Origin of the sequence: Pseudomonas sp. R43(2017) (genome assembly GCF_002112345.1) — a bacterium.
Classification (GTDB): Bacteria; Pseudomonadota; Gammaproteobacteria; order Pseudomonadales; family Pseudomonadaceae; genus Aquipseudomonas; species Aquipseudomonas kribbensis.
Genome location: NZ_NEHJ01000005.1, coordinates 109,882 through 128,387, shown reverse-complemented (window position 1 = coordinate 128,387; position 18,506 = coordinate 109,882). Strand labels below are relative to the sequence as shown.

Annotated in this window: 16 protein-coding genes; 5 read left to right on the top strand and 11 right to left on the bottom strand. The window is 60.2% G+C overall.

Translation table 11 applies throughout. From position 1 onward, the window contains the following. Positions 1-369: 369 nt before the first annotated feature. The 9 genes from CAG02_RS15440 to CAG02_RS15400 form a co-directional block, all read right to left on the bottom strand. On the bottom strand, positions 370-1,167 hold the full coding sequence (locus CAG02_RS15440; RefSeq protein ID WP_007952772.1) for a MetQ/NlpA family ABC transporter substrate-binding protein: 798 nt from the start codon (positions 1,165-1,167) through the stop codon (positions 370-372). Positions 1,168-1,334: 167 nt separating this feature from the next. After that, a complete protein-coding gene (locus CAG02_RS15435) occupies positions 1,335-2,267 on the bottom strand; it encodes a sigma 54-interacting transcriptional regulator (RefSeq protein WP_085712675.1) in 933 nt (310 codons plus the stop codon). Between the two features lie 56 nt (positions 2,268-2,323). After that, positions 2,324-2,905, bottom strand: coding sequence for an alpha/beta hydrolase (locus CAG02_RS15430; RefSeq protein ID WP_085712674.1), 582 nt, complete (start codon positions 2,903-2,905; stop codon positions 2,324-2,326). Between the two features lie 169 nt (positions 2,906-3,074). Further along, a complete protein-coding gene (locus CAG02_RS15425) occupies positions 3,075-3,476 on the bottom strand; it encodes a biopolymer transporter ExbD (RefSeq protein ID WP_003220570.1) in 402 nt (133 codons plus the stop codon). 1 nt (position 3,477) lies between these two features. Next, a complete protein-coding gene (locus CAG02_RS15420; protein WP_085712673.1) occupies positions 3,478-4,203 on the bottom strand; it encodes a MotA/TolQ/ExbB proton channel family protein in 726 nt (241 codons plus the stop codon). Between the two features lie 45 nt (positions 4,204-4,248). After that, positions 4,249-5,061, bottom strand: coding sequence for an energy transducer TonB (locus tag CAG02_RS15415; RefSeq protein WP_085712672.1), 813 nt, complete (start codon positions 5,059-5,061; stop codon positions 4,249-4,251). 381 nt (positions 5,062-5,442) lie between these two features. Then, positions 5,443-5,769, bottom strand: coding sequence for a hypothetical protein (locus tag CAG02_RS15410; protein WP_085712671.1), 327 nt, complete (start codon positions 5,767-5,769; stop codon positions 5,443-5,445). A 183-nt stretch (positions 5,770-5,952) separates the two neighbouring features. Next, a complete protein-coding gene (locus tag CAG02_RS15405; protein ID WP_085712670.1) occupies positions 5,953-7,296 on the bottom strand; it encodes an aryl-sulfate sulfotransferase in 1,344 nt (447 codons plus the stop codon). Positions 7,297-7,319: 23 nt separating this feature from the next. Further along, complete coding sequence (locus tag CAG02_RS15400) at positions 7,320-9,680, bottom strand: TonB-dependent receptor (RefSeq protein ID WP_085712669.1); 2,361 nt, start codon at positions 9,678-9,680, stop codon at positions 7,320-7,322. A gap of 165 nt (positions 9,681-9,845) precedes the next feature. Between CAG02_RS15400 and CAG02_RS15395 the strand changes: the two genes are divergently transcribed. Together CAG02_RS15395 and CAG02_RS15390 are read left to right on the top strand one after the other, a co-directional pair. Next, positions 9,846-10,790, top strand: coding sequence for a LysR family transcriptional regulator (locus tag CAG02_RS15395; RefSeq protein ID WP_085712668.1), 945 nt, complete (start codon positions 9,846-9,848; stop codon positions 10,788-10,790). A 215-nt stretch (positions 10,791-11,005) separates the two neighbouring features. Then, complete coding sequence (locus CAG02_RS15390) at positions 11,006-12,616, top strand: alkaline phosphatase family protein (RefSeq protein ID WP_085712667.1); 1,611 nt, start codon at positions 11,006-11,008, stop codon at positions 12,614-12,616. 87 nt (positions 12,617-12,703) lie between these two features. Here CAG02_RS15390 and CAG02_RS15385 read toward each other — a convergent pair whose 3' ends face one another. Continuing rightward, positions 12,704-13,624, bottom strand: a complete 921-nt coding sequence (locus tag CAG02_RS15385) for a TauD/TfdA family dioxygenase (protein WP_085712666.1) — start codon at positions 13,622-13,624, stop codon at positions 12,704-12,706. Positions 13,625-13,804: 180 nt separating this feature from the next. Between CAG02_RS15385 and CAG02_RS15380 the strand changes: the two genes are divergently transcribed. Then, positions 13,805-14,725, top strand: a complete 921-nt coding sequence (locus CAG02_RS15380) for a LysR family transcriptional regulator (RefSeq protein WP_085712665.1) — start codon at positions 13,805-13,807, stop codon at positions 14,723-14,725. A gap of 39 nt (positions 14,726-14,764) precedes the next feature. On the opposite strand, the gene CAG02_RS15375 is transcribed toward CAG02_RS15380, so the two are convergent. Further along, positions 14,765-15,778 carry an ABC transporter substrate-binding protein gene (locus CAG02_RS15375; protein WP_085712664.1) on the bottom strand — a complete coding sequence of 338 codons (1,014 nt, stop codon included), beginning with the start codon at positions 15,776-15,778 and terminating at the stop codon, positions 14,765-14,767. 303 nt (positions 15,779-16,081) lie between these two features. On the opposite strand from CAG02_RS15375, the gene CAG02_RS15370 reads away from it, so the two are divergent. After that, entirely contained in the window at positions 16,082-17,680 is a 1,599-nt protein-coding gene (locus tag CAG02_RS15370) for an ABC transporter permease (RefSeq protein WP_085712663.1), read from the top strand. Further along, on the top strand, positions 17,677-18,492 hold the full coding sequence (locus CAG02_RS15365) for an ABC transporter ATP-binding protein (protein ID WP_085712662.1): 816 nt from the start codon (positions 17,677-17,679) through the stop codon (positions 18,490-18,492). The genes CAG02_RS15370 and CAG02_RS15365 overlap by 4 nt, the downstream gene beginning before the upstream one ends. Positions 18,493-18,506: the final 14 nt, after the last annotated feature.

Here is an 18,506-nt window from a genome sequence, read left to right as displayed (position 1 = left end):
AAATACCGTTAAAGAATATTGATATCACGCAAAAAACTAATCGACGGGTTTGCCGGAAAGAAGGAGGAAGGCTATTGTCCCCAGCGCTGTAGGACGGATCTTTTTTTCATAAAAGCCCTCCAAGGACGAACAGCTTTTGGCCAGACTCCCCCGGCCGAACCCATAACAAGGAAGAGAACATGGACGTAAAAGTGCCGCAGCGACTGGATCCGCAGGAAATCGTGAAATTGTTGGTGGCGTTGCGCCGGGCGTTGAAAACCGGGATAGCCTGAGCTTAAAGACACCCTCACCCGCACACACAAAAACGCCGATGACCATCACTGGCCATCGGCGTTTTCATACCTGAAGGGGTTGTGTTGCTGCGTCAGATCAGAACGCCGGCAGTACCGCGCCGTTGTACTTCTTCTCGATGAACGCTTTGACTTCCGGGCTGGTCAGGGCAGCGGCCAGTTTCTTGATGGCGTCGCTGTTCTTGTTGTCTTCACGGGCGACCAGGAAGTTCACGTAAGGCGAATCCGCGCCTTCGATCACCAGAGCGTCCTTGGTCGGGTTCAACTTGGCTTCCAGCGCGTAGTTGGTGTTGATCATGTCCAGGTCGACTTCTTTCAGAACGCGCGGCAGCAGGGCCGACTCCAGTTCCTTGAACTTGAAGTTGTGCGGGTTCTTGGCGATGTCTTTCGGCGTGGCCAGAGCGTTTTTCGGGTCTTTCAGCTCGATCAGGCCAGCCTTCTGCAACAGGATCAGGGCACGACCGCTGTTGCTGCCTTCGTTCGGAATGGCGATGGTGGCGCCGTCCGGCAGTTCAGCCAGGGTCTTGTACTTGCTCGAGTAGCCACCGAACGGTTCAACGTGAACGCCTTGTACGGTCACCAGGTACTTGGCCTTGTCGTCCTTGTATTTACCCTGGTTGAAGCTGTTCAGGTACGGCAGGGTCTGGAAGTAGTTGGCGTCCAGACGCTTCTCGCCCACCTGCACGTTCGGCTGCACGTAGTCGGTGAAGACCTTGATTTCCAGATCCACGCCTTCTTTGGCGAGGGTCGGCTTGATCAGCTCGAGGATCTCGGCGTGTGGAACCGGGGTCGCGGCGACCACCAGTTTTTCGCCGGCCTGGGCCAGGGAAGCAGTCAGAGCAGCCGCCAATGCGGTAAACAACAGAACCTTTTTCATGCAGTGTCCTTAGTCGAAAATCACGGTCGTCATCGACGACGGCATTAATACGTGTGCCAGCGATGTGCTACTGCTGGCGTGAGTCGGACAATACCGGGATTTTTTATTCCCGGACAATAACGTTTATTCAGCTTCATATTCCATTTTGTTCATGTTGAACAAAATGGTTACAACGCCTCGCTCAGGCTCAACAGTAATTCTTTCAATGCCTTACGTTCCCCGGCTGTCCCTTTGGCAGTGATGCTCGCCACCTGACGTTCGATCTGAACCAGCGACCCAGACACCTCGGGCAGGTTCAGGTGCTCCGGCAGGATTTCATCGCCAGTGCTCACCAGCAACGCAAAGTGAATGACGTTTTCCAGCTCCCGGGTGTTGCCCGGCCAGCTGTGCTGCTCCAGCACCTCCTGCGCCGCTTCGCTGATCAGCGGCACCGGCAGATCCAGACGCTGGCTGTAGATGCCGAGGAAGTACTCGGCCAGCGACAGAATGTCACCGACCCGCGCCCGCAACGCCGGCAATTCCAGGTGCCCTTCGCTGAGATAGTGATAAAGCCGCTCGTGAAATTTTCCTGCCGCCACCGCTTGCGCCAGATCGATGCTGGTCGCAGCGACCAGACGCACGTCCACCGGGCTCGGCTGATGCGCACCGACTCGGGTGACTTCGTGGTTTTCCAGCGCGGCGAGCAACTTGATCTGGATCGGCAGCGGCAAGTCGCCGATTTCATCCAGATACAAGGTGCCGCCGTTGGCCGAACCGAACCAGCCGGCGCGACTGCTGGCTGAACCGCTGTAGCTGCCGGCGGCGTAGCCGAACAGTTCGGCATCGGCATACGTCGGGCTGATCGCCCCGCAGTTGACCGAGACGAACAAGCCGCTGCGATCACTGGCGCGGTGGATGTGGCGGGCGAGCAATTCCTTGCCGGTACCGGTCTCGCCGCGAATCAACACCGAGATCGAGCGCGGTGCGAGCTGGGCCATTTCCTCGCGCAACTGGCGCGAGCGCGGATCGACGAACACCAGCGCCTTGGCGCGAATGCTCAGGGGACTTTTTTCCGCATCGGGAAAGGTCAACAACGGCTGACCGAAGGTTTCGAAACTCATGGCAGACTCCCGCCCCAAATCGCCGGGAGACGGGGGCGCTGAAAAAATAAAAGGGGTCAGGCGCGACGCCGGGCGTGGTGTTCCATGCGGTTTTGCAGGCGATACAGATAGGCGAATCCCTGCTCCCAGCGTTGATGCCCGGACTTCACATTGATATGGCCGGCGCCCGCGAGAATCCCCGCCTCGGCGCCCCAGTTGCGTGCCAGTTCCAGCGCGCGCGGCGCGCTGACGGCGGCGTCGTTGTCGGAGCTGACGACCTGGCTCGGGAACGGCAGCAGATCGGTGGGAATCGGTGCAAAGTTGCGCAGTGCCGGCACGCAGGCCGGACGCTCCACATCCGCCGGCGCGACCAGCAGCGCACCGCGTACTTGACGCAAATGCTGCAGCGGCGCGGTAGCCGCCCAGTGCGCCACAGTGATGCAGCCCAGGCTGTGAGCGATGAGAATCACCGGCGTGCTGTCGGCGGCAATCGCTTCGGCCAGCGCCGCAACCCAGTCTTCACGACGCGGCGTCAGCCAGTCGGCCTGCTCCACCCGCGCACTGTTCGGCAGGCTGTTCTGCCAGTGGCTTTGCCAATGATCTTCTGGCGATCCTTGCCAGCCCGGCACAATCAGATAGCGGATTGATTCGTTGCGCATGGGGGAGCTCTCCTGCGTCGTGTCTGTTCCTGATCGAGTATAGGGACGGGATTTATATTCGTTAAGGAATAAGAAGCTATTTATTAAGACCTGAAAAGAATATTAAGTATCAAGCAAAAAAAGGGGCCGCACCCTGCCAAGGAGACGGCCCCGGAAAAACGTGAAACCCTTATCGTGCAGTGATCACCGACAACTTGGTGATACCCGCCCGCTCAATCGAAGCCATGGCTCGCGCCACTTCGCCGTAATTCACCCCGTCGTCCGCCTGCAATTGCACGCGCACTTCCGGGTCCTTGGCCTTGGCCGACTTGAGGTTGAACTCCAGCAGATCCGGCTGGATTTCGTCCTTGTTGATAAACAGTTTTCCTGCACCGTCGATACTCACCACCAACGGGTCTTTCTGCTCGACCGGCGCCACCGCTTCGGTCTTCGGCAGGTTGATCGGTATCGCGTTGGTCAGCAGTGGCGCGGTGACTATGAACACCACCAGCAGCACCAGCATCACGTCCACCAGCGGCGTCACGTTGATCTCGCTCAGCACCTCGTCGCTGTCTTGCGTGGAGAAGGCCATATCAGGACGCCTCCTTCACTTTTGTTGCGTTGCTCTGGGCCGCAGCCTTGTGCGCGGTCGGGTGGATCAGCACGCGGAACGAGCTCTTTTGCGCCAGGCTGTAGAAGTCGTGGGCAAAGTCGTCCAGGTCCGCCGCCGTGAGTTTCAGACGACGCAAAAAGTAGTTGTAAACCAGCACCGCCGGCACCGCGACCGCGATCCCCACCCCGGTGGCGACCAGCGCCGCACCGATCGGACCGGCCACCGTTTCCAGGCTCGCCGAGCCCGCCGCGCTGATGCCTTTCAACGCTTCCATGATTCCCCACACCGTGCCGAACAGACCAATGAACGGCGAGGTGCTGCCAATACTTGCGACCACCGCCAGACCGGTTTCCAGCGAACGGCGCTCGCGGACGATCTGCTGGCGCAAGGCACGTTCGAGGCGGTCCTGATGGTTGATCGCCTGGCTCAGGTCATTGGCCTGCGGCGCCTCGCCCACTTGAATCGCCGCGTAACCGGCCTGTGCCACCCGCGCTGCCGCGCCGGGTTGCGTTTCGCTCAACTCGGCGGCGGAGTCCAGACTCGACGCCGCCCAGAAGCGCTTGTGAAATTTGCGGTCCTGCGCCTTCAACCGGCCGAACTGCAGCGCCTTCAGCAATGCCAGGCCCCAGGTGGCGACAGAGAAGACCACCAGCAGCCAGATCACCGCGCTTTCGATGGATTCCAGTGGAGATGCCAGTAACGTCATGATGTGTTCCCTCGTGTAAACATTTCGCGCGAATTTGGTTTCGGTTTAGTGAATCTTGAAATCGATGGGTACGCTGACCCAGCCGTCCTGGGCGACATCACCCTGCTTGGCCGGCACGAAGCTCCAGCGCTTTACGGCGTCCAGCGCCGCGTCGTCGAGCTGTTGCCGGCCACTGCTTTTCTGAATCTGGATCTCGCCCGGTTTGCCACTGGCCAGCACGTGCACTCGCAACAACACCGTGCCTTCCCAACCGCGACGCTGGGCCAGCGACGGATATTCCGGCGCCGGGTTCTTCAGGTACGCGGCGTTGGCCGAGGCCGGGGTCACCGGAGCAGGCGCCGGTGGTGCAGGTGGCGCTGGCGCGGCGACTGGAGCGGCCGGTTGTGGCGGAGCCGGCGGTTGCTCGATCGCTTTGGGTGCTGGTTTCGGTACCGGTTTGGCGACCGGTTTCGGCTTGGGAATCGGCTTCGGTTTCGGTGGCGGCTTGGTTGCCAGTTCGTCTTCCACCGGCGGTGGTGGCTCGACCACAGGTGCCGGTGGCGGCGGTACAACCTCTGGCGGCGCCGGGGGTGCCGGGGGCGAAAATTCGATGGTCATCGGTGGAATTTCCGGCGGCACGATCGGCAGCGCCGGTGTGGGATGCTGGTTGATCCAGTAGATCACCGCGCCGTGCACCACCAGCGCCAGAACGCCGAGCAGAATCGTTTCGCGGCGGCTCAGAATGCCCTTCGGCGCGCGCTGCAAACGCAGCTGCCCCAACGGCACGCGATGGGGCCGGCCGAGATCGACCAACTCGCCGCTCGGCGCCTGGCGCCACAGCACCTCCTCTGCACTGGCGGCGGTCTGGACATTGCCCATTGATTTACTCCCTGCGGTCTCTTTGCGTTTTTTCGCGTAGCCGATTCGCCGCTTGTTGAATCCCCCACGGCGTGATCGATGGGTCAATCATTGGGGCTAGAGGCTTATCTCCGAAAGTAATCTTTCATGTTATGAATAGACGCTTATGGAATATAAGAAACGGTCATTTCCGCCAAAGCCACGGCCCGCAAGGCTTCCAGCGATTCGCCGAAATCGACATGCTTTTCCGGCATAAAAAGTATTCCTCCAAGGCATCGGGTTATTGATGACCCGGGATTAAGTGACAACTAATTCCAAGGTGATAGTTGACGATTTTTTCGACAAGCAAATAAAAAAGGCCGATGCATGTTTAATGCATCGGCCTTCGATTTACTGAATTTCTTATTGCTTCACAAACTCCCCGGCCAAGAGGACTACCTCACCGTCAAAGTTGGTACGGGAACCGGCGGCACGAACTTTCGAGTAGTTGTGATCAGGTGAAAACAATGACCATGCCTGAAATCCGCTGTTGCCATTCAGACCGACAAACGTAATGGTGGTTGGTTGTCCGGTGCTGTTCTGGAAATGGTAATGCCCGTAGCTGACATCGTAATTCACGCCGCCCTGGCTGAATTGGCCGCTGAAAGTACCATTGGCATCGTTGCCGTCGGTAATAACCAGCTTGGCGCCAGCGTTGGCGTTTACATAAGTGCCATTAATGCTCGACATAATGCGATTTCCTTTATCGTTGGATAAGTGTGTCTTCCGATGAGAGCAAGTTTCCTCCTGGAAACTCACGACACTCAGAATGGTTGGACATTCACTTATTGTCCACGCGACTTTTCAACGATATTGCTATATGCACTATTCATGTCGTTCATAACTTATTTCGATTCGGAAGAGCCCTGATAACTAACGACTGGCATGGGTCTGTTGCACACCAATGGCCGGCGCAATCACGGCCGTCTCCGAACGCGGCGTCCCTGCCGGTACCCAGTCATAACTCACAGGCAGAGCCCGATAGACCCAGTTGCTGATCGCGTCGCTGCCCGGTGCCTTGCCCAGATAGGGGCTGACGTATTCCCAGACGTTTTCGCCGTTGGCCGTCACCTGGAAAAACCGTCCGTTCATGCCCTCGTCGATCAGTGTGTTGCCGTTAGGCAACCGCCGCGCGCTGCTGATAAACGAGCTGTAGAACGCCCATCCTGGCTGCTTCGAATTGGCGGCGCTGTACTGCCAGACGATTTCGTTTTTCACCGGGTCGATTTCCAGCACCCGCGAGCCGGAAATCAGCCCCAGCGTAACGTTCGGATAACCCGCTGAACCTTGGTTGTCGAACACCAGCAGATTACCCGCACCGGGCAATCCGGCCGGGATGATATGCGCGTCATGTTGACCGACGAACTGGTCCACCGGACGCGGAATTTGCTGCGCGGTTTTCGGGTTGGCCAGCGGCAGGTTCGGCCCCAGGCGCCACACCACTTTGCCGCTGTGTTTGTCGATGATCGCGATGAAATTGGCGTTGCGTGAATCGAGCAGCAGGTTGTCCGGGTTGAAGCGTTTGTCGCCGGCATCGAACCACTTGTTCGGCCCGACAAGGCTGAGGTTGTTGATGTGCAGGTAATCCGGATTTTCACTGGCGCGAACAAGCTTCAATTGCTCGGCGGTGAAGCCGAATTCGTTCAAATGATCCGACGCCAGCCACTGCCATTTCACCTCGCCCGTGGGGCTGACTTCGTAGATTGCATCGTCGATCACTTCGGGCACTTTGAAGCCTTTGACCTTGTGCACCTTGTTCGCCAGCACCACGGTGTTGCCGTTGCTCAGACGACGCTGGTCGTGATGCTGTTGCGCCGCGCCACCGGGCGCTTTCTCGCCCCACTGCCAGATGACTTTGCCGTCCCAGTCCAGCTCACCGATGCTCTGATTGCCGAGGCCGTTGCCGGCGGAACCGAGCTTGCCCGGATCCTTTTCGCTCAGTTGCAACAACACATGACCCCGCTCGCCACCGACCAGTTGCGGGTCGATGATTGCCGACGGGAATCCGGCCTGGGGCCAGTTCTTGACCTCGTTGCCGTTCATGTCGATCAGGTGCGTCTGCTTGTCGGCACCGCTGAAGATCACATATTGGTTGAAGGCCTTGGCCGGGTCGTATCGAGTGACGCCGGTGGGGTAGACGCTGGGCGCGGCGAGCGCTCCGGCACTGAGCACTGCGCCGGACAACAACACCGGTAAAGCGGTTTTGATGCGCAACATGATGCAGCTCCTTGAGGGATCGATCAGAAGTCGTAGCGACCAGTGACGCCGAGGGTGCGCGGCGTGCCGAGCAGGCCTTCATAACCGCCGTTGCCGCCGGTCCACAGGGTCGTGTAGTAGGTTTTGTCGAAGGCGTTTTTCAGCCACAGCGAGACGTCCCACTGGCCCTGATTGAAATCGCCGCGCAGGCCGGTGGAGAGATTGACCACCGCGTAACTCGGGATCTGGCCGTAGTCGGAATCCTCGACCGTGCCCACTGCCTTGGAGCGGAATGCATAGCTGCCGGTGACGTAAGGTTGCAGCCCGTTGGCCAGATTCCATTCGTATTTGCCGTTGGCGTTGCCGATCCATTTCGAGGCACCGACGACCTGATGACCGCTGAGGTCGCAAGAAGCCGGAGCGCTTGGCGCCAGGCTGACTTCCGGCGGGCACGGCGCATCCTTGTACGAGAGATAACTGACGTCGTTGAACGAGCCGTTGAAGTTCAACGTCAGGCCGCGCAACGGGATCACGGTGCTTTCGAATTCCACTCCACGCGAGCGCACCGAGCCGGCGTTTGTCAGGTATTGCACGCGATTGACGTCATCGTAGGCGTTGGTCTGATAAGCGTTGACCTGAGTCCAGAACAGGTTGGCGTTGAGCTGCAGTCGGCGGTCCCACAGCGTGCTCTTGAAGCCAAGTTCGGCGTTGTTGGCGCGCTCGGTGCCGATCAGCAGCGAGTCGGCGCCGGCAGTTGGTGCCGAACCCACCACAAGGTTGACCCCGCCGGATTTCTCGCCGTGAGACAGCGTGGCGTAGCCGAGCAGATCATCGGTGATGCGATAGCTGAGGTTGAGCAAGCCGGATGGGCTGGAGCTGTACTGGTTGAGATCGCCAGAGTCGTAAGCGCCAGTACGTCCGCGTCGTGCAGTCGCTGCGGCGCCCGTGACAGCGGCGCCACCGACCGGCGCATCGCGATTGACCCAGGCGTTCTTCTCTTCATAGGTGCCACGTACTCCGGCAGTGAAATCCAGGCGTGGTGTGAGGTGCCAGGTGCCTTGGGCGAACAGTGCAAAACTGTCGGTCTGGATGTGGCCGCGGCCGACGCTGCCGACGTTGGCCAATGCGCCCCGTGGCGTGCCGTTCCAGATGTCGGCCTGGGGGCCGTAATAGGCGAAGGATTTGTTGTCCAGATCCGAACCGAAGTAGTAAGCGCCGAGCACGTAATCGAAGGACTCGCCCTTGGGCGATGCGAGTCGAAATTCCTGCGAGTACTGCTTGTCCTCTACCGACACACCGGCGTTGTAGGTTGCCGCAACGTTGAGGCCATCGTCGTTGGCCGGGGTGAAATTCCAGTAGCGGTAGGAGCTGATCGAGGTCAGGGTGAAGTCGCTTGGCAGCGTCCAGTTGGCCTCCACCGACGTGCCGCCCTGATGCACTGTGACGTGCTGATCGTTGTCCAGATTGACCTTGCGGTGCGAGCCGTTGACCAGCGTCGCGCCGGCGGCATTGGCCCGGGACTGATAGAGGTTGACGCCGTTGATGGTCGGCCCGGTGTTGTACAGCACGCGGGTGCCGGCACTGGAATCCTCTTCGTTGTAATCACCGATCCAGCGCAGATTGAAGTTCTCGTTGGGCTTGAACAACAGCTGCGCACGGAAGCCGTCGCGGGAGCCGCCGTTCAGGTCATGGCCGTTGAATTCGTTTTTGATGTCGCCGTCGCTGCGGGTGCGATAGGCGGAAATTCGCCCGGCCAGTTGATCGTTGAGCGGCCCGGAAAGCGTGCCCTTGGTCTGGAAATAACCGTCCTCGCCGACCGAGGTTTCGATGCTGCGCTCCGGGATGAAACTCGGTGCGCGAGTGCTGATGTTGATCACCCCGGCGGTGGTGTTCTTGCCGAACAACGTCCCCTGCGGCCCGCGCAGGACTTCCAGCTGTTCGATGTCCATCAGGTCGAACACCGCCATCCCCGGGCGACCCAGATAAACGTTGTCGATGTACAGCCCGACGCTGCCTTCCAGACCGTCGCTGGCCGGGTTGTTGCCCAGGCCGCGAATCGAAACGCTGGACTGGCGCGCATGCATGTAGGCGACGTTGACGCTGGGCACCAGTTGCTGCAGATCCTGAATCCGGTAGACCCGCTGCGTCTCCAGAGTCTGGCCGCTGACCACGCTCATCGGCGTCGGTACATCCTGCGAACTTTCTTCACGACGGCGAGTGGTGACGGTCACGGTTTCCAGTTGCGAAGTGGCGGTGGCGGTTTTGCCTGCCGGTGCCGGCACGGGGGGTTCCGCTTCCGCAGCGTAACCGTGGGTCCAGCTGGCACTCCCCGCCAGCAACAGGGCCAGAGGCAAGCGTTTGAGCCGTCGTGGCGGCGGCGGTGAAGCGAGGTTCAACGGACTCATGGGGCTGCTCCTGGTCAAAAAACACGCTGACATCTTCCGTGCCGCATATTCTTTTTGGTTATTTATTTATGTTTTTACAAAGATTTACTGCATAAGAGATTGCCTTTATAAGGAGTCGACCTAATGCATATCCAATGCATTTCCCGGATATTTTTTATGTGAAAAATGCATATCGACTTGCGCCAGCTCAGACACTTCATCGCCCTCGCCGAACAACGCAGCTTCGTCGCGGGCGCGCAGGCGGTGAACCTGTCGCAGTCGGCGTTCAGCCGCAGCATTCAGGCGCTGGAACACAGCGTCGGTTGCCAGTTGGTGGATCGCGGGCGCAAGGAATTGCCGCCGACCAAACAGGGCCAGGTGCTGCTTGAACACGCGCGGCGACTGGTCAGCGGCGCACAGCAGATGGCGAACGAGATCAGCCAGTTCAACGGGTTGGAGGCAGGGGAATTGCGCTTCGGTTGCGGCCCGGCGCCGGCGGCAGGATTGATCCCCCGAGCGATCGGCAGCTTCATCGGCCGCTATCCGAAAGCACGGGTGCATTACCAGGTCGATGACTGGCAGAGCCTGAGCAAGCGACTGCTGAGCGAAGAGTTCGAATTCTTTGTCGCCGACACCCGTCACTTCGAGGCGGATCCGGATTATCTGACCCATCGGTTGCGGCCACGCAAATGGCATTTCTGCTGTCGCGCGGGGCATCCATTGGCCGCATCGGATCGGGTCACGGCCGAGCAATTGATGAGTTATCCACTGGCCGTGAGCATTCGTCCGCCGAACCTGCGCAAAGTCATCGTCGACCTCAGTGGCCGGCCGGATTTCGTTCCAAACGTGGAGTGCGAGAACAGCGCCAGCCTGCTGGGCGTGGTGTTGCGTTCCGATGCGATCGGCATCGTCGGTGCCTATTCGGATGCGCTGCATCAGGCCCGTGGTGAGTTGGTGTGCTTGAAGATCGAAGGGTTGGCGGATGATCTGGAGGAGCTTTACACCCGTTACGGGATTGTCAGCCGCGCCGGGTATCGGCTGTCGCCGTTGGCCGAGGCGATGATCGAACAGATCAAGGCGATTGATGCGGTGGAAGAAGAGGTGTGTTCACTGGCGAACCTCGCCGTCTGACTTGACCTCTTCGCGAGCAAGCTCGCTCCCACAGGATCGATGTCGATCACAAATTCTCTATCCGCCAACAAACCACTGTGGGAGCGAGCTTGCTCGCGAAGAGGCCTGTGCAGACGCCGATGCATTTCCTGCATGAAACGCATTCCCCGAATGCACTTGCCGAACACCCTCGCCGAAAGCGAAAACCTCGCCTGTCTTTCTGACTGGTGAATCCCATGTCCAACCCGCAAAACCCCGTGCGCAACGTGTTGTACATCATGTGCGATCAACTGCGCCGCGATTACCTGTCCTGCTACGGCCACCCGCATCTGCACACCCCGAACATCGATCGCCTGGCCGCCGCCGGCGTGCGCTTCAGTCGTGCCTACACCCAGGGCACGATCTGCGGACCTTCGCGGATGTCGGCCTACACCGGGCGCTATGTCAGCAGCCATCAGGTGGCGTGGAACGCCGTGCCGCTGCCGCTGGAGGAACTGACCATCGGCGATTATCTGCGCCCCCACGGCATTCGTACTGCGCTGGTCGGCAAGACCCACGCCACGGCCAACGTGGATGCCTTGCAGCGGCTGGCGATCAACCCTGAAAGCGCCCAGGCCGAAGTGCTGAACGAAGTCGGCTTCGAGCCGTACTTTCGCCACGACGGCATCTTCCCCGATGACCCGCTGTTCGACGACAAACGCGAATCCGCGCCGTACACCCATTACCTGCGCGAGCAAGGTTTCGAAGGGCGTAACCCCTGGCACGACTGGGCCAACGCCGCTGAAGGCGACAACAGCGAAATCCTCAGCGGCTGGAAAATGCGCCATGCCCATCTGCCGGCGCGAATTCCCGAGCAACATTCAGAGACTGTCTACACTACAAATCGAGCCATCGACTTCATCGGTGAGCAAGGTGAAAAACCGTGGTTTTTACACCTGTCCTATATCAAACCCCACTGGCCCTATATCGTACCGGCTCCGTACCACACTTTGTACAGTACGAAATCGATTCTCAAGCCGGTACGTAATGCCTCTCCAAGCGACCACCCCGTCTATCAGGCCTTTTGCCAGCATGAGGAAAGCCTGAATTTCTCCAAAGATCCGGTACGACAGAACGTGATCCCGACGTACATGGGCCTGGTCAAACAGGTCGATGATCAGTTGGGGCGGCTGTTCGATTTCCTGCAGAGCAACGGACGCTGGGATGACACGCTGATCGTGTTCACCAGCGATCACGGCGACTTTCTGGGCGATCACTGGCTGGGCGAGAAGGAGTTTTTGCTGGAGCAAGCGGTGGGCGTTCCATTGATCGTGCGCGACCCGCGTGCGGTGGCGGATGTCACTCGGGGCACGGTGGACGAACGCCTGGCGGAAACCATCGACGGCGTGCCGACCTTTCTCGAAGCCCTGGGCGTGACGGGCGCCGAACATCGACTTGAAGGTCGCTCGCTGATTCCACTGCTGCACGGCGAGAATCCCGAATGGCGTCGCTATGCGATCAGCGAATACGACTACGCCTTCCAGGCCCCGGCACGGGAGCGACTGGGCCAGCCGATCGACCGTTGCCGCATGACCATGGTGCGCAGCGAGCGCTGGAAATACCTGGCGTACGACGGCTTCCGGCCGCAGCTTTTCGATCTGTTGAATGATCCGCAGGAACTGCAGGATCTGGGCGCGAACCCGGCATATGCGGCGGTGCGCGAGGAGCATGCGGGGTATCTGTTCGAGTGGGTACGCGGGTTGAAGCGGCGCACGACCATCAGTCATAAGGAGATTGATTTGCGCGGGCAGCGGTTTCGTTATGGGGAGCCGGAGACCGAGAAGCTCGTTCAGATTGGCGTTTGGTGATTAAAAGCATCGCTGGCAAGCCAGCTCCCACAGGATTTGTGTACACCGCAAACCTGTGGGAGCGAGCTTGCTCGCGATGAGGCCCGATCAGACACCGACGATTTCGGCGCCTTTGATGGTCTGACTACGCTGCCCATTCGCCCCGACCGGCACCTCACCTTTCAGCGTCACCCGACGAACCACCCGATCCTGAGTGCCGTAATCATCAATCGCATAATGCTGCGTCGAACGGTTATCCCAGATCGCCACATCACCGGCTTTCCAGCGCCAGCGCACGGTGTTTTCCTGGCGGATCACATGACTCTGCAACAAGCCGAACAGATGCGCCGAATCAGCCTGGGAGTAACCCTTGATGCGTTTGACAAAGTGCCCCAGCAGCAAGCTTTTTTCGCCGCTGATCGGGTGTACGCGGACCACCGGGTGTTCGGTCTCGTAGACGGTCGAGGTAAAGATCTTGCGATAGCGCTCGAGCTTCTCCGCCGACACGTCCGGCTTCGCCCCGGCGTAGTCGTATTCGTTGCTGTGCACGGCCACTAGTTTGTCCGCCAGCTCACGCAATTCCGTCGGCAGTTCGTTGTACGCGGTCGCGGTGTTCGCCCAGAGGGTGTCGCCGCCGAATGCCGGGGCTACCACCGAACGCAGGATCGAGGCCTTTGGGTAGGCATCGACGAAGGTCACGTCGGTGTGCCACGAGTTGGCGCGCTGCCCTTCGGCGCCGTCCAGTTCCAGCAGATAACGGGTGCCCTCGCGGGACGGCACGGTCGGGTGCGCCACCGGTTCGCCGAGCAGATGGGCGAAGGCTTCCTGACGTTGATCGTCAAGCTGGGTCTGCTCGCGAAAGAACACGACCTTGTACTGGACCAGCGCCTGTTGAATGGCTTCAACCGTTGCGGCATCCAGCTCACCGGACAGGTGCACGCCACGGATTTCGGCACCGATACGGCCGGCCACCGGATGAATGTCCAGCGCGTGGACAGCGGGTTTTACAGCGAGTGCGGCATTGCTCATGGGTAGACCCTCATCGACTGCTTGCGGTTGGACGGCAGCGAAACAACGCTCTATCTATATTCCTTTTACATCTAATAGATATTCACATGCTTCGTTGACGGAATAAGAGCTTGCATTTAAAACCTCAAGCAACCTCGTCGCAAATGCCTTCGAGCTATTTTTAGGATGCCGGAAAAGCATATGGATCTTCGCCAGTTGCGCTACTTCATCGCCCTCAACGAACACCGCAGTTTTGTCCGCGCGGCCGACGCCATGGGCATCACTCAACCGGCGTTCAGTCGCAGCATTCAAGGGCTGGAGCAGGAGTTCGGCTGTGTGCTGGTGGATCGCGGCAACAAGGAACTGCGCCCGACGCCCGAAGGCCAGGTGGTGTTGCAACACGCCCTGACGCTGGTGCAGGGCGCCGCGTTGCTCAGCGCCGAAGTGACCCAGATGACCAAGCTCGATGCCGGCGAACTGCACTTCGGTTGCGGCCCGGCGCCGGCGGTGAAACTGGTGCCGGATGCGGTGGCGCAATTCATCAACGCGCACCCGAAAGTGCGTACCTGCTTTCAGGTGGATAACTGGGAAAAACTCAGCCGTGCCCTGAGCCGCGAAGAGATCGAATTCTTCATCGCCGACATCCGCCATTTCGAGTCCGACCCGAACTTCCAGACCCAGCCGCTGACACCCAAGCGCGGGGTGTTTTTCTGCCGGCCGGGGCATCCGCTGCTGGCCAAGGAAAGCCTGTCGACCAACGACATGTTCGACTACCCGCTGGCGACCACGCTGATCCCGCCGGGCATTCGCAAACTGCTGGCGAACCTCAGCGGGCGGATCGATTTTTCGCCGACCATCGAGACCGAGCATTTTCCGGCGCTGGTGAAAGTGGTGTTGCAATCCAACGCAATTGGCGTGGGCACTGAAGAGGCGTTTGTCGAGGATATCGCCCAGGGCTCGCTGGCGCTGCTGCACTGGCGCAATCTGCCGCAGAATCTGGAGAGCATGAATGCCCGGTGCGGGATTGTGAGCCGCACGGGATTCCGGCTGTCACCGGCGGCACGGGCGATGATCGAGACGTTGGTGGCAGTGGATAAACAGGCGATCAGCGTTGCGGTTTGAGGGTCATTCCCACGCTATGCGCGGGAATGAGCGCATGACTCAGAGCTTCGCCGCCGCCAGCTCTGGCGCGACCCAGTCGTTCACCTTGAACGGCTTGCGGATCAGCTTCTGTTGCGCCGCCAGATCCACCTTGCCCTGCAGGTTTTCGAGGAACAGTGGGTCCAGTGTCGACGGGAAGACTTCACTCAGATTCTGATCCTTCAGATCCTGGGTGAGGATCACCGGTGGATAACTCGCCAGCCCAGAAACCAACTGCACGTAAGCGTCTTTGTTGCTGTCCTGAGTCAGCCACTCCACCGCCTGCTGCTGCGCCTTGAGCAGCTTCGCCACGGCGTCCGGGTGCCCGTCGACAAACTTGCCGGTGCCCACCAGCACCGACTGCACACTGCCGGCGCCACCGAGATCCTTGGTGTTCAGGGGCAACTCGGCCAGGCCCTTGGCCTGCAATGCAGTCAGCCCGGAGCTGCCCCACGACGCATCGATCTGCTTCGCCGCCAGCGCCGCTACCGCCGCGTTGAAATCGAGGTTGATCACCTTCACGTCCTTCTCGCTCAGGCCCACGCTGGCCAACGCGGCATCGAACGACAACTGGGTCGCGGTGCCCCGGAAGATCGCCACGCGCTTGCCTTTGAGATCCTGCAACGTTTTGATCCCCGAACCTGGCACCACGCCCAGATATTGCTTCACACCCCGGGCGCTGGCACTCAGCAGCCGTGTATCCAGCCCGTTGGACTTGCCGATGATGGCTGCCAGATCCCCCAGATAAGCCAGATCCACCTGGCCGTTGGCGAATGCCTCGTTGATCACCGGGCCGGCGCCCTTGAAGAAGCTCCACTGAATCTTGATGCCCTGATCGGAGAAGGCCTTTTCGAAGATCTGCTGATCGCGCAGCACGTCCACGATGCCCCCGCCGCTGTGCTGGGTACCGGCGCTCAGATCAGGCACGGCAATCCTGATTTCCTTGAGCTCGTCGGCCTGGGCAGAGAACGCCAGCAGGCCCGCCAGTGCCGGCGCGGCAAACAGACTGATGACACGTTTGAAGGGAAGGTTCATGGGTGCGGCTCCTGATCACGGCGGGCATTGAGGAGCCGAAAGTAGGCGCAATCCGCATCAGCACTTAAATACTTAAAAAGCACATTTTTATAGCTTTTCAAGCTAAGCCAGCAAAGTCGGGACATGCAGGCCGGTATGCATGGAGAGCATCGAAAATATTCTTCGAATGCATTGGATGCGTGCAGGGCTGGAGGCCTTAAATGGCGCTGCTTATCTCCAAAATGATTATTTTTCAATTCACTTATAACGATTAGTTCACCGCTAATTCCGCTGACACGATCCAACCCGACAACGGAGGTCACCATGGCCCGTGAATCCCTGCTCAGCCTGCCACTGGCCGCACCGCCGTTGAAAAACCGGCGCACCTGGCCAAGCCTGAGCCAACGCGTTTTACCCTGGATATTGCCGCTCGGACTGTTCGCCCTGTGGTGGCTGGCGGCGCGCAATCAATGGATGAGCGAACAGATCCTGCCGGCGCCATCGCTGGTGTGGAACAGCGCGATCGAGTTGTCCCAGGGGGAGTTGTGGAGTCACTTGTGGATCAGCCTGCAACGGTTGTTCTGGGGCTTGTTGGCGGGCGTTGCCGCCGGTGCGGTGCTCGGTGCGGCGCTGGGCTTCAGCCGTCGCCTCGAACGCCTGATCTTCCCGACTTTCGCCGGCCTGGCCCAGGTGCCGACGCTGGCGTGGATTCCACTGTTCATGGTGTTTTTCGGCATCGGCGAAACGCTGAAACTGGTGGTGCTGGTCAAGGCCATCGTGGTGCCGGTGACTTTGCACACGCTGGTCGGCGTGCGTGACGCGCAACCAAAGCTGCGGGAAGCCGCCGCTGTTTTACGTTTGCCGCCACGCCTGCTGATTCGCCGACTGGTGTTGCCCGCCGCCCTCCCCGCGTTCATGGCCGGCGTGCGTCTGGCATTGGCCGCTGGCTGGACTTCGTTGCTCGCCGTGGAGCTGCTGGCCTCCAGCGAAGGCATCGGTTACCTGATGGTCTGGGCGCGGCAGCTGTTCATGCTCGATATCGTCTTCGTGTGCATCGTGGTGATCGGTCTGATCGGCGTGGCGATGGATCGCGGCATCGGTCTGCTGGACAGGAAACTGGTGCACTGGCCGCATCCGGCCACGGCAGAAATTCGTCGCGGACCGCGCTATGAAAGCTGGCAGCGCGTGCAGCCGTGGCTGTTGCCGCTGGGGTTGTTTGCGCTGTGGCAACTGGCGGTCGATCAGCAGTGGGTCGACGCCAACATTCTGGTCAGCCCGTGGGTGGTGCTTGAGGCGACGAAAACCGGATTGCTCGACGGCACGTTGATTTCGGGGATGGCCCTGAGCCTCGGCCGCACACTCGGTGGCCTGTTGATTGGCGGCGGCCTCGGCCTCGTGCTGGGCTTGCTGCTGGGGCTGTCGCGTACCAGCGAACGTGTGCTCGGCCCGACCCTCGCCGCCCTTCGTCAGATCGCGATTTTTGCCTGGGTTCCGCTGCTCACCGCATGGTTCGGTCTGGGCGAACTGGCCAAGTGGGTGTTCGTCGCCCTCGCCGCTTTCTTTCCGTTGTTTGTCGCGACTCAACGCAGCGTCGCCAACCTCTCGCCGCAACTCAACGAAGCCGCACAGGTACTGCGCCTGAGCCTCGCTCAACGCCTAAGTCGACTGGTGTTGCCGGGCGCTGCGCCGGGGATTTTCGCCGGCCTCAGATTGAGCCTTATCTACGCCTGGCTCGGCACCATCGGCGCCGAATATTTCATGCCGTCCAACGGCGGCATCGGCAGCCAGATGATCGGCGCCCAACAACTGCTGCGCATGGACCTGATCATGGCCGGGATGCTGCTGGTCGGCCTCACCGGCGCCCTGCTCAACCTCATTGGCCAACGCCTGGAAATCCGCGCCACCCGCTGGAGACACGTATGAACGCACCGATTGTCAGCTTCAACCACGTAGGCAAATCCTTCGACGTCGACGGCTTCGAACTGGAGGCGATCCGCGAATTCAACCTCGACATTGCCGAGGGCGAATTCGTCGCCATCGTCGGCTCCAGCGGCTGCGGCAAGTCCACCTTGCTGCGCTTGCTGGTGGGGCTCGACACGCAGTTTCGCGGGCAGATCACAGTCGATGGCAAAGCCGTCAGCGGCATCGGTGGCGAGCGCGGAATCGTGTTTCAGGAACACCGTTTGTTCCCGTGGCTGACGGTGGCCGACAACATCGGCCTGGGCCTGGTGAACGAGCCGCTGAGCGCCACTGAAAAGCAGCAGCGCGTCAACGATTTCATCGAACTGGTGGGCCTGCGCGACTTCACCCGCGCCTACCCGCATCAACTCTCCGGCGGCATGGCCCAGCGCGTGGCGATTGCTCGCGGGCTGGTGGCGAGCCCACGCATCCTGTTGCTCGACGAACCCTTCGGCGCCCTAGACGCGCTGACCCGCCAGCAGATGCAGGACGAACTGCTGGCGATTCGCGAGCGGGCAAAGATCACCACGATTCTGGTCACCCACGATGTCGAGGAAGCGATTTTCCTTGCCGACCGCGTGGTGGTGATGGAACCGCGCCCCGGCCGGATCAAACAGGTGGTGGACATCGCCCTGCCCCATCCGCGCCAGCGCAGCAGTTTCGACTTCCATCAGTTGCGCGAAGAACTGCTGCACGAACTGACCAGTGACGACCATTACCAACCGAGCGCGCCGGTACAGATCCGTGATCTGCCGCTGTCGTTCATTGCCTGCTGAACAGGAGCCTGTTG